The following is a 12,259-nucleotide window of genomic DNA, read 5'->3' as shown; positions in this document are numbered from 1 at the left end:
TTTAGGCGTTTGAGTAAAGATTACGAAAAAACCGTAGAATCTTCGGCTGCTTTTATTCAAATTGCCTTTATTGATATGATTTTGGCAAGAAATTGAAAAAAAATTTTTAGACATACTCTCAGTCAGCGACGTTCAGCGATTTTACGCACGTACCTGTTCAATCCACCAAAACGTTGCCTCTTTCCGGATTGCCGGGTGTTTACGTACTTTCTTTTTTTACGGGAAATTTTAGATTTATCAACGGCAACACCTCCTCTATTAAAATAAATATCTGTTGCCATTTTAACAAAGCGAATCTCATCGACCGCTACAGTGCTTATTATGACCCCGCCCCTCTGCACAAAGCCATGAAAAGAGGGCTACCGCTGTTGAGTGCTGTACAATCCATGAATCGATAGCATAGCGTCACCTCACTTATTTCCGCTACGCTTCACCCCCGTCCATTTTTACTTCGCCCCACTCCCTGACGTTTCGCCCCCCTTTTTATTTTTCAAGCGACTTGTTTGTGCCAGTTTTGAATCGAAAACAAACACAAACAAGTCATGAAAACATCTTTTTATTCTCTCTCCCTAATTTTTGGCCTGTTAATAGCCCTCTTTTCAACTCATGAGGTAATCGCTCAGTCTGCCACTCAAACAGTACGCGGTAAGATCACAGATGCGGCCTCCAAAGCCCCGGTTGTCGGTGCTACCGTCGTTGTTGTGGGAAGTAACCCACTCAACGGTACTACCACCGACGCCGAAGGAAATTTCCGTTTGGTAAAAGTGGGCGTTGGCCGCACTGCCCTCAAAATTACGTACTTGGGTTACGAAGACATTTTTGCCAAAGACATCATTGTCAATGCGGGGAAAGAAGTCGTCTTGGATTTTCCCATGACCGAGAGTTTTACGAAACTCAACGAAGTAACGGTCAAGTACAAACGTACGGAAGACAACAAGGTGACCAACAACGAAATGGCCACCACGAGCGCCCGGCCTTTCAGCCCGGCCGAAACTCTCAAATACGCTGGCAGCCTCGGTGACCCGTCGCGCATGGCAGCCAACTTTGCGGGTGTCAGTGGAGCCAACGATGCCCGCAATGACATTGTTGTTCGCGGCAATTCGCCCGCTTCGCTTCTGTGGCGGCTCGACGGGGTCAACATTCCCAACCCCAACCATTTCAGTTCGTTGGGTACGTCAGGCGGCCCGGTTTCGATGCTCAACACCAACTTATTGGCCAAGTCGGATTTTATGTCGGGTGCCTTTCCTGCCGAATACGCCAACGCGTTGGGCTCCGTTTTTGACCTGCGTCTGCGCAAAGGCAATGACGAAAAGCACGAGTTTTTGACCCAAGTAGGTTTCAACGGCGTAGAAGTCGGAGCTGAAGGGCCTTACAGCAAAAAATCAAAAGCTTCTTATTTGGTCAACTACCGTTATTCGCTGTTCGGAATTATGTCCAATCTTGGCTTCCAAATTGCAGGAACCCCTTACTACCAAGACTTTACCTTCAAAACCGACATCCCCGTCGGTAAAAAAGGAAATCTTTCTTTCTGGACCATCGGAGGAAAAAGCAACATTACCTTTTTGGGAAAAGACGTAGATACTGAAAAAGGCGATGCCTACGGGGATGAAAACAGCAATACCCGCGTCAACTTTGAAACGGGGGTCGCCGCCTTATCGTACGAACATCGTTTCTCGGACAAAACCTACGGAAAGATTACCTTGTCGGGCTCGCGGACGTACCAAAATTTCAAAGGCGATACGGTGCTGTATAAAACTGAATCCAAAACGATTTTGAGCGAAATTCCTCAGCAACAGGCACTTTTTACCAACAAAAAGCTGTCGCTCAACGCCACTATCAATCACAAGATCAACGCTAAAAACAAAATTTCGGGTAGCATCATCATTGATTTAAGTCGCTTTGAACTGAGCAATACGACCCTGTATCCGAGTATCATCTCTCAACGAAATACCGACGGCGAAACGATGCTTTCGCAGGGATATGTGCAGTGGAAGCACCGTTTCAGTCAAAATATGACCTTAAACGCGGGTTTGACTGCCCTGCACTATGAATTGAACAACAGCAATGCCGTCGAGCCACGCCTTGGTTTGAGTTATGCCCTCAATGACCGCAGCACACTAAACCTCGCCTACGGACTTCATAGCAATTTACAGCCACTACTCCTCTACTTTTATCAGACCCAAAACCCCAACGGTAGCTACTCGCTCACCAACAAAGACCTGGGCTTTACGCGCAGTCACCACATTGTATTGGGCTATGAGCGCAACCTAACTGAAAACCTTCGTTTGAAAATAGAAACGTACTACCAATCGCTGTTTGACGTACCCGTTGAAAAAACGTCAAGCTATTATTCGGTACTGGTAGAAGGAGTCGACTTTGCACCCGTTGACAAAGGGAATCTGGTCAACAAAGGCACAGGTCGCAACTACGGCATAGAAATGACCCTCGAAAAATACTTCTCCAACAACTATTATTTTCTGGTTACTGGGTCTTTGTTTGATTCCAAATACAAAGGGAGCGACGGGGTAGAGCGCAACACACCTTTCAACGGTCATTATGTAGCTAACGTATTGGCAGGAAAAGACATCCTCATCGGTCGCCGCAACAATGTGCTGAGTATTAACTGGAAACTGACTTCCGCAGGCGGCCGATACATCCGCCCCATTAACCTGAGTGCCTCCGCCGACACCCGCGCCACTGTTTATGACGATACCCGCGCCTATTTACAGCAACAAAACGGCTACTTCCGCACCGACCTCAAAATCGGCTACAAACTCAACCGCCGACGGATGACACACGAGTTGGCCCTTGATTTACAGAATTTTACCAACAGTCAGAACATTTTCCAGCAAGCCTACAATCCGCGTACTAAAAAAATCGGCACCGCCTATCAACAAGGCTTCCTGCCCGTTCCTTTCTATCGTTTAACCTTTTAATTTTCAATAGAACATAGATAGTACAGATTGAAAGCTAAATAACAAACCATCCGCAGTTATCTGTTGAATCCGTTTTATCTGTGTTCTAAAATAAAACAAACATGAAAACATCAAAAACAATCGCAGTCGTCGGGGCCACGGGCCGCTTGGCGCAACCAGTCATTCAACAACTGCTTTGGCACGGCTATCAGGTCCGAGCCTTGGTAAGAGATTTGGAAAAGGCAAAGAAGTTATTGCCCGCTTCCATAGAGTTGGTACCGGGAGACGTTACCGATCCAACAAGCCTTATTCATGCTTTTAAAGGCGTTGATTACGTGTACATTAATCTCAATTCAGATGACGTCTCTCCCAATCAGTCTTTTTATACCGAAAGGGAAGGGATTAAAAATATCGTGGAAGCCTGTCAATTGACTGACATTCAGCAAATCCTGAAAATCAGTGCGTTGGGGGCGTATCCTTTTGTTGAGCACGACCGGGATATATTACAAAATCAAATCCGACGACAAGGTCACGCATTTATTGAGCAATCAGGTATCCCGTTCACCATTTTTCACCCTACCTGGTTTTTGGACAGTATTTTTTGGGGTATCAAAAAAGATACTTTTCAATGGATAGGCAAACCGGTGGATTTTTACTGGATGAACTCCGTCGATTACGCCGTTCAGGTCATTGAGTCCCTTAATAATCCCGAAGCATTCGATACCCATTATGCCGTTCAGGGAAATGAAAAAATGAATTATAAGCAAATCATTGACAGACTGAAGGTAAGCTTCAATCCTCGGCTGAAAATGCAGGTAATGCCCCTTTGGCTGGTTCGAACAGTAGGTGTTTTTTCGCCTAAAATGGCACATTTAGCTGAGTTGTTTGGCTTTTATGAAAAAACGAATGAGGTATTTCTCGCAAAAAAAACGTGGGAGGATTTAGGAAAGCCCCGCACCTCGTTGGAAGAATTTACGCTTCAATTCAAGGACGAAAAAAGTTTGTACCTTTGAGGAAAATCAAGCATTTATGGAACAGGTAGTTCTGCATGACACAAAAGCAAGGTTGATTGGCATTCCGCTGCTCAGCCTGCTTATCCCTTTGGTTACTCACAGCGATGTGTTTTTTTTGGAAAACGGAAAAGAAATCGCGCATTGGATGACTACCTGTTTTCTGAATACCCTGTTTCTTTGGGAAGGCAATCGCTTCATTTTCAACCGCTCCCGTCAGATTTTCCCCAAGTACAATCAAACTGCCAGACGACTCATTTATCAAACCTTGACCAGTCTTGTCTACACGCTGCTCGTTACGATTCTTGTCGATTATGGCTTTTGCAAATACATGTTGCAATTCAATGACCAACCGCCCCTTTTCATGGGTTTTCGTATCAGTCTGATTCCTACGCTGATTGTGACCCTGATTTACGAAAACGTCTATTTCTTTCAGTCGTGGAAGCGCCATGTGCAAAAAACCGAGGCGTTGGCCCGCGAAAACGTACAATCGCAACTCGAAACCCTAAAAAATCAATTAGACCCTCATTTTCTGTTCAATAGCCTCAACACGCTGGCCTCGCTCATTGAGGAGGAAAATATTCCTGCCCAAATGTATTTAGATCGGCTGTCGGATGTGTATCGGTATGTGTTGGTAAGTCGAGAAAAAAATACGGTAACGCTGGAGGAAGAAATGCAGTTTTTAGACGCCTACGTGTACCTGAACAAAATTCGTTTTCGAGAAAATTTACAGATTGAAAAAGACATTCCTGCCCAAACGTACCATCAGCACATAGCACCGTTAAGCCTGCAAATGCTGATTGAGAATGCCATCAAGCACAACGTTATTTCCCGCGAAAATCCCCTTAAAATCAAAATTTTGCAGGAAGGCGATTTTCTGACCGTTGAAAATAATGTACAGGAAAAGAAGACTTTTGAAAAATCCACCCAATTGGGTCTGCAAAATATCATTAATCGCTACCGCCTTCTCTCCAACCTTCAGGTCGAAGTAGCCAACAACGGAACCCGATTCAGCGTACGCCTTCCTTTGCTGTAAGTATCAAACACCCCTCACATAAAATTTCGGTGCTCATTCAGGACAAAATACGTACGACAGAGCCCAAAAACCTGTTTCTACGTATAGAACAATAAACATAACGTATAGTATTATTAAGCCATTCAGTCCAAATTCTTCTAAAAATATTATTAAAGTATGCTTTTTAATTTGAAAACAGATTTTTAGTTTTGTTTCAACTTTAACCTGGCATTTACTTAAAACGATAAGCCTATGCGCTCGCTATCTCGTGTTTCTTCACAGACCGGAAAGTGCCAATCGGCTTGCCAAACTACCTCACCTGCTCCTAAAAGAGTATCGTTTAACACCTCTCTGCCTTCTTCTCTTAGCTTTTTGCTCATTTTATTGCCCAAGTGCCCTTTCTGTCTGGTAGCCTATAGCAGCAGTTTAGCCATGTGCGGTATATCGCCGTTGGTCTCTCACCATACCGATTGGGGAGCATGGGCTGCATTCGTCTTGGGGGGAGCGGTTCTTTATGGCATTTATCGAAACTATCGAGGCACCGGTACAATCAAAGCATTGATGGCCGCTTTAATAGGTTTACTGTTTGTAGCAATAGGCGTATTAGTTCCTTTTGCGTTTGGGTTTTATTACGCAGGTGCTATGCTGTTGTTTGTGGCCGCTTTTTACAATGGAAGCGGTTTCAGAATTATCAATCAATTTATATTCCGTATCCTTAGTAAGGCCCGGAATCATATCAAGGTTTCATAAGTCTTTATTTATTCCTAAACTCTTAAATTCAGTTTTTTTATGATTCCAGCACCTTTTGAGTATGATGCCCCCACTACTTTGGAAGAGGCCATCGGGCTGCTCCAAAAGTACGGAGACGAGGCCAAAATACTGTCAGGCGGGCATAGCCTGATTCCGATGATGAAACTGCGTTTCGCTTCACCCGAACGACTTATTGACATCAACGGTATTGCCGGACTATCGCACATCAGCGAAGAAAATGGCACAGTCAAAATTGGAGCATTAGTTCGGGAAGTCGAGGCCGAACATTCTGATTTATTGAAAAAGCACTTTCCCATTTTTGAGGATGTAACTCACCTCATTGCCGACCCTCAGGTTCGCAACATGGGAACCCTGGGTGGAAATTTAGCCCACGGCGATGCCGCCAATGACCATCCTGCCGTAATGATTGCTCTGGGGGCCACCGTTATTGCTACCGGACCCGACGGCGAAAGAGCGATTCCCATTGATGAATTTTTCTACGGCTTTTACATGACTGCCCTGCAACACGGAGAAATTTTGACCGAAATCCAAATTCCGGTACCACCGGCCGGTACAAGCAGTGCGTACCACAAGTTGGAACGCAAAGTAGGCGATTATGCTACCGCAGGGGTAGCCGTTCAACTAACCCTCGACGCTAACGGCGTTTGTACTGCCGCCGGAATCGGCCTCACCAACGTAAATCCCGTTCCCTTACGTGCAGCCCGTTCGGAAGCTGCCTTAATCGGCAAAACCCTTACGACCGAAACCATCGCCGAAGCTGCTAAATACGCTTCCGAAGATTGCAGTCCTTCCTCCGATTTAAGGGGCAGCGAAGAATACAAACGAGATATGGTCGCCGTACTCGTAAAACGGATGATTAAGAAAGCTTCAGAGCGGATTTTAATCTAAAAAGCCCAAATCACGTACCGACGAAGGCTTATTTTCCTTGCATAAAACATACAATTAACTATCACTTTAAACAAAGTCCCCCTCGGGGATTCAGGGGCTTATGAAAGAAATTACAATAACTGTCAATGGTACAGCACATACATTACAGGTGGAAAACCGCTTGTTATTGGTGCATTTTATACGTGAAGTGCTCAATCTGACGGGTACACACATCGGTTGTGATACCTCAAGTTGCGGCGCCTGTACCATTTTATTAAATGGAAAATCTGTCAAATCCTGCACCGTTTTGGCGGTTCAGGCCAACGGCAAAGAAATCCAAACCGTTGAAGGACTGGCACCTGAGGGCAGTCTGCATCCTTTGCAGGAAGGTTTTAAAGAAAATCACGGACTGCACTGCGGCTTCTGCACGCCGGGCATGATGATGAGGGCTTCTGAATTGCTCCAAAACAATCCGAATCCAACCGAAGATGAAATTCGTTGGGGGATTTCAGGAAATTTATGCCGCTGTACGGGTTACAACAACATCGTGAAAGCCATCCAATACGCCGGAGCCAAAATACGGGGAGAAGAGCTGCCATCGACCGAACCTGAATTTGTGTAACCCTTAAACTGAAAAAACATGATACAGTGTAAAACATCAAAAGCAATCAGTGGCATGGGTCACTCCATGAAACGCAAGGAAGACGCACGTTTCATTCAGGGCAAAGGTAATTACGTAGATGATATAAAATTACCCGGCATGCTCTACATGGATATTGTACGCAGCCCTTATGCCTACGCGAAAATCAAAAAAATTAATACAGAAGCCGCTCTCAAAATACCTGGAGTAGTCGCCGTAGTAACGGGCAAAGACTTAGAGCAATATAATCTTCATTGGATGCCCACTCTAATGTCGGATACGCAAATGGTATTGCCAACCGATACCGTCATGTATCAGGCGCAGGAAGTGGCGGCCGTCATAGCCACCAGTCGCTACGCCGCCCGGGACGGAAAAGAAGCCGTGATTGTAGAATATGAGCCCATGAAACCGCTCATGGACCCCTACAAATCATTGAATGATGATGCCCCGATCCTTCGCCCCGACAAACCGGGCAAAACCGACAATCATATTTGGCACTGGCAGGCAGGCAGCCGCGAAGAAACCGAAGCAGTTTTTTCCAACGCCGATGTGGTGGTGAAAGAACAAATGCACATTCCTCGTATCCACGTAGCCTCCATAGAAACCTGCGGTTGCGTCGCCGATTACGACAAAGTGGATAATCATCTCACGATGTACATGACCACACAGGCACCTCACGCCATCCGCACCGTAATTGCGTTAGTTGCTGGTCACGTCGGGTTGACGGAGGAAAAAATTCGGGTAATTTCACCGGATATTGGAGGTGGTTTTGGGGGTAAAGTTCCCGTTTATCCCGGCTATGTGATTGCGATTGCAGTCTCGTTTTTGGTAGGAAAGCCCGTCAAATGGATTGAAGACCGCAGTGAAAACCTGCAAGCCGACTCGTTTGCCCGTGATTATCACATCACTGCCGAAATGGCGGCTACTAAAGAAGGTAAGATTTTGGCGACGCGCTTCAAAATTTTGGCCGATCATGGCTATACAGATGCCGCCGCCAACCCGTCCAAATTCCCTATCGGCATGTTCTCGGTATGTACGGGTTCGTACGATTACCCCACCTCTTTTGTAGAAGCCGATGCCGTTTATACCAATAAGCCACCGGGAGGCGTAGCCTATCGCTGTTCGTTCCGGGTAACGGAGGCCGTTCACGCCATCGAACGCATTACCGACCGTTTGGCATTTGAAATCGGTAAAGATCCTGCCAAATTACGGATTGAGAATTTCATCCAAAAAGACCAATTCCCGTACAAATCCCCTCTTGGTTGGGAATACGATAGCGGCGACTACGTTGCTGGGTTGGAAAAAGCCATGAACGCCATTGATTACGACGGACTCCGCGCAGAGCAGGTCGAAAAACGCAAAAAAGGCGAGCTTATGGGGATTGGCATCTCCACGTTTACCGAAATCGTCGGTGCAGGTCCCTCGAAGGATTTTGACATTTTGGGTATTAAAATGTTTGATTCTGCCGAAATCAGGGTTCATCCCACGGGCAAAGCCATTGCGCGTTTTGGGACCAAATCACAGGGACAGGGCCACGAAACAACCTACGCTCAAATCATCGCCGAAGAACTCGGCATCCCTGCCGAACACATTCAGGTAGAAGAAGGAGATACCGACACCGCTCCTTACGGATTAGGCACTTACGCCAGCCGCTCCACGCCTACGGCAGGAGCTGCCGCAGTAATGGCCGCGCGTAAATTGCGCGATAAAGCCCGTAAAATCGCGGCTTATTTGCTCGAAGTAAGTGAAGAAGATTTAGAATGGGAACCCGGCAAATTCTCAGTAAAAGGAGCACCCGAAAAATCGAAAACGATTCAGGAATTGGTTTTCGCAGCTTATACCAATCATCCGCAAGGCATGGAAGCAGGTTTTGAGGCAACGCACTATTACGATCCACCAAACCTTACTTTCCCGTCGGGTGCTTACATCTGCGTGGTGGACATAGACAGCGAGACCTTTGAAATCAAAGTACGTCGTTTTGTCGCTATTGATGACTGCGGTCACATCATTAACCCGATGATTGTGCAGGGTCAGGTTCATGGTGGATTGACGCAGGGTATCGCGCCGGCGATGTACGAAGAATTGATTTACGACGAAGCAGGAAATATTCTGAACGGTACTTTAATGGATTATCTGGTACCCACTGCCGTCGAGTCTCCGAAGTGGGAAACCGGCCACGTAATTACCCCGTCACCGCATCACCCTATTGGGGCCAAAGGCGTAGGCGAATCGCCAACGGTAGGAGCGCCGCCCGCCATTGCCAATGCCATCGTTGATGCGCTTTCAGTATATGGCGTTACCCACATGGACATTCCCATTACGCCTTATAAAATCTGGAAGAAATTGAAAGATACGGGCAAAATATAACCCTGCTCCTCCTCTATGACAGAGTCAGTAAACTAACTCTCCCCTCCCAATCAGGGAGGGGGGCAAGGGGGAGGGGTTAAACGAAAACACAAATGACAACATCCATTAATCGCACTTTTGAAATCAATGAACCCATCGAAAAAGTATGGGATAGTCTTTCAAATCCACACGAAATCGTTTCCTGCGTTCCCGGAGCAGCACTGACCGAACAAGTGGACGCAGATAATTACAAAGGGACCGTAACCCTTAAATTTGGCCCGGTCAAAGCCAGCTATGATGGTTTGGTTACGTTTTTGGAACGAAATGCAGCTACCAAAACCATGTCGCTGAAGGGTGTTGGAACCGACACCAAAGGGAAAGGCGGTGCCGATATGCTCATGAGCGGGGTACTGACCGACAAGGCCGGCAGCACCGAAGTCAATGTAACTATGAACGTTGAAGTGACAGGGATGCTGGCACAATTTGGCTCGCGCCTCATCAACGACGTTTCCAATCAGGTCTTTGACCAATTTATTGACAATTTCTCGAATAAATTGGCCGGCAAAGATGTGAACAACACCATGAGCGCAGGTTCCATGGTGGGCAGTATGGTAAAAGGGCTTTTTAAGTAGATATGGTCCAAAATCCGCAAGCCATCATTGAGGCATTGAATGATTACAACTACGTGGCTGATGAAGAATTGGCCACGGCTTTGTTTTTATTGCTCAAATTGCGCAAACCTATTTTGCTCGAAGGTCCTCCCGGCGTTGGAAAAACTGAGATTGCCGCCGTATTAGCCGCCTGGCTGGAGACTGATTTGATTCGTTTGCAATGCTACGAAGGCTTAGACCTCAATGCCGCCGTGTATGAATGGAACTATCAAAAGCAAATACTCCTGCTTAAAAGTGCCGAAGCCAACCACGAAAAAATGGCGGAAAGTGAAATTTTTAGCGATAAATTTTTACTAAAACGACCTCTCTTACAAGCAATTCTGCACCCCAAAGCTCCCGTGTTGCTGATTGACGAAATCGACCGTTCGGATGAAGAATTTGAAGCCTTTCTATTGGAACTGCTGTCCGCATTTCAGATTACCATTCCCGAAATCGGTACCATCAAAGCCACGCACAGACCGTACGTCATTCTGACTTCCAACCGCACCCGCGAACTGAGCGACGCACTCAAACGCCGTTGTCTGTACCATTGGATTGACTACCCAGATTTGGACAAAGAAATGAGCATTGTGCAAATGAAACTGCCTGATATTGAGTCCGAATTGCTTGAACAGACAGTTGCTTTTGTACAAACATTACGCTCGCGTAAACTCGCCAAAACCCCCGGGGTCTCCGAAACCATTGATTGGGCCGAATCGCTCATGGCCTTGGGGTATCGCCGCGTAACAGCCCAAGCACTTCACCAAACGCTGGGTTGCGTTCTGAAAACCGTAGAAGACATTAGTATCGTCAAGAAAGAAAACGCAGGTTTGATGGAGTAAATGATTTTCCAAAAGCCCCCTTGAAACAGCGTAATCTCATGAAAATTCAAGCCTATTCGACAGCAAGTCTTTCCGAAGCCATCGTTGCTTTTGGGCAATTTTGTCGAAGTCACGGATTGAATGTGGGCGTACAGGAAACGCAGGATGCACTTAATGCCGCTCGGCATGATGTGCTGGTTTACCGTCCGATTTTCAAAAATGCACTCCGTGCCATTTTTTGCACCTCTCCCGAAGAGCAAAAACGTTATGACCGTCTTTTCTCCCTTTATTGGGATACAAATCCCATTGATTTACAACCCGACAGAAAAAACAAAATAGCGGTAACAGGCACATTGCAGAAAAAAAATACCGCGGCTTTGGTCTTATTAGGGCAGGGTAAAAGCAACCCTGACGAGGAAGAAGAAGCAAAAAATGTATCAGGAGCTAATGCCTCCGAACGGTTACGCAAAACCGATTTCTCAAAAATCAGGGAAATTGATGCCCGCGAACTGGAAATACTCGCCGACCGATTGTTCAAAGAAATGGCCTTGCGCCTGCGCCGACGCATGAAAAACAGGCAAATCAACGGTCAGATTCATTTACAGCGGACGATTCGACGCAGTTTAAGTCTGGGTGGCGAACCCATCAAACTTAGTTTCAAAGGACAAAAGCCCAAACGTCAACGCTTAATTGTATTGCTCGATGTAAGCGGTTCCATGGACAAATACAGTTTTTTTCTATTGCGATTTGTGTGCGCCCTGCGCGACCGATTCCGTCAGTCAGAAGCTTTTATTTTCAGCACCTCACTGGTCAGAATTACCCATTTGTTGGATACCAAGCTATTAAACTTGGCATTGATAAATCTGGCACAGCAAGCTGACAATTGGTCGAGCGGAACAAAAATCGGTACATGTCTGGAAACCTTTTACGATAGCTACGGCAAACAAACGCTCAATGGCTCTCCTGTAGTGATTATTCTAAGCGATGGTTTGGATACAGGCTCCCCGGCCTTGCTGCACTCAGTGATGACAAAAATCCAACGCAAAGCTCGGAAAGTAATTTGGCTGAACCCGCTCAAAGGCATGCAAGGCTATACCCCTACTGCCCGTGGTATGAGCGCTGCCCTGCCGTTGGTGGATGACTTCAAGTCAGCACATAATTTGGAAAGTTTGCTGGAATTGGAGACTATTCTGTCCAATGTTTAATAAAATAAAACGCAAATCA

Annotated in this window: 11 protein-coding genes; all 11 read left to right on the top strand. The window is 46.3% G+C overall.

Features of this window, described 5'->3' with window-relative positions; genetic code table 11:
* The first annotated feature begins 173 nt into the window (after positions 1 to 173).
* The 11 genes from Q0081_RS23905 (at position 174) to Q0081_RS23855 (ending at position 12,240) form a co-directional block, all read left to right on the top strand.
* Entirely contained in the window at positions 174 to 398 is a 225-nt protein-coding gene (locus Q0081_RS23905) for a hypothetical protein (RefSeq protein ID WP_298359720.1), read from the top strand.
* A gap of 144 nt (positions 399 to 542) precedes the next feature.
* Positions 543 to 2,936 carry a TonB-dependent receptor gene (locus tag Q0081_RS23900; protein ID WP_298359717.1) on the top strand — a complete coding sequence of 798 codons (2,394 nt, stop codon included), beginning with the start codon at positions 543 to 545 and terminating at the stop codon, positions 2,934 to 2,936.
* A 101-nt stretch (positions 2,937 to 3,037) separates the two neighbouring features.
* A complete protein-coding gene (locus Q0081_RS23895; protein WP_298359714.1) occupies positions 3,038 to 3,928 on the top strand; it encodes an SDR family oxidoreductase in 891 nt (296 codons plus the stop codon).
* Between the two features lie 16 nt (positions 3,929 to 3,944).
* Positions 3,945 to 4,961 (top strand): sensor histidine kinase, encoded by a 1,017-nt coding sequence (locus tag Q0081_RS23890; RefSeq protein WP_298359711.1) that lies wholly within the window; start codon positions 3,945 to 3,947, stop codon positions 4,959 to 4,961.
* 231 nt (positions 4,962 to 5,192) lie between these two features.
* Positions 5,193 to 5,690: a hypothetical protein gene (locus Q0081_RS23885; protein WP_298359708.1), complete on the top strand. Its 498-nt coding sequence runs from the start codon at positions 5,193 to 5,195 to the stop codon at positions 5,688 to 5,690.
* Positions 5,691 to 5,729: 39 nt separating this feature from the next.
* Positions 5,730 to 6,599, top strand: coding sequence for a xanthine dehydrogenase family protein subunit M (locus Q0081_RS23880; RefSeq protein ID WP_298359705.1), 870 nt, complete (start codon positions 5,730 to 5,732; stop codon positions 6,597 to 6,599).
* A gap of 100 nt (positions 6,600 to 6,699) precedes the next feature.
* Positions 6,700 to 7,200, top strand: a complete 501-nt coding sequence (locus Q0081_RS23875) for a (2Fe-2S)-binding protein (protein WP_298359702.1) — start codon at positions 6,700 to 6,702, stop codon at positions 7,198 to 7,200.
* An 18-nt stretch (positions 7,201 to 7,218) separates the two neighbouring features.
* Positions 7,219 to 9,585, top strand: a complete 2,367-nt coding sequence (locus Q0081_RS23870) for an aerobic carbon-monoxide dehydrogenase large subunit (RefSeq protein WP_298359699.1) — start codon at positions 7,219 to 7,221, stop codon at positions 9,583 to 9,585.
* A gap of 92 nt (positions 9,586 to 9,677) precedes the next feature.
* Positions 9,678 to 10,196, top strand: a complete 519-nt coding sequence (locus Q0081_RS23865; protein ID WP_298359696.1) for an SRPBCC family protein — start codon at positions 9,678 to 9,680, stop codon at positions 10,194 to 10,196.
* Positions 10,197 to 10,198: 2 nt separating this feature from the next.
* Positions 10,199 to 11,056, top strand: a complete 858-nt coding sequence (locus Q0081_RS23860; RefSeq protein WP_298359694.1) for a MoxR family ATPase — start codon at positions 10,199 to 10,201, stop codon at positions 11,054 to 11,056.
* A gap of 38 nt (positions 11,057 to 11,094) precedes the next feature.
* On the top strand, positions 11,095 to 12,240 hold the full coding sequence (locus Q0081_RS23855; RefSeq protein ID WP_298359691.1) for a VWA domain-containing protein: 1,146 nt from the start codon (positions 11,095 to 11,097) through the stop codon (positions 12,238 to 12,240).
* Positions 12,241 to 12,259: the final 19 nt, after the last annotated feature.

The sequence above is a fragment of the Runella sp. genome, assembly GCF_027484545.1.
Lineage (GTDB): Bacteria > Bacteroidota > Bacteroidia > Cytophagales > Spirosomataceae > Runella.
The sequence above is the reverse complement of the archived record's forward strand: the minus strand, read 5'-3'. Positions and strand labels throughout refer to the sequence as shown.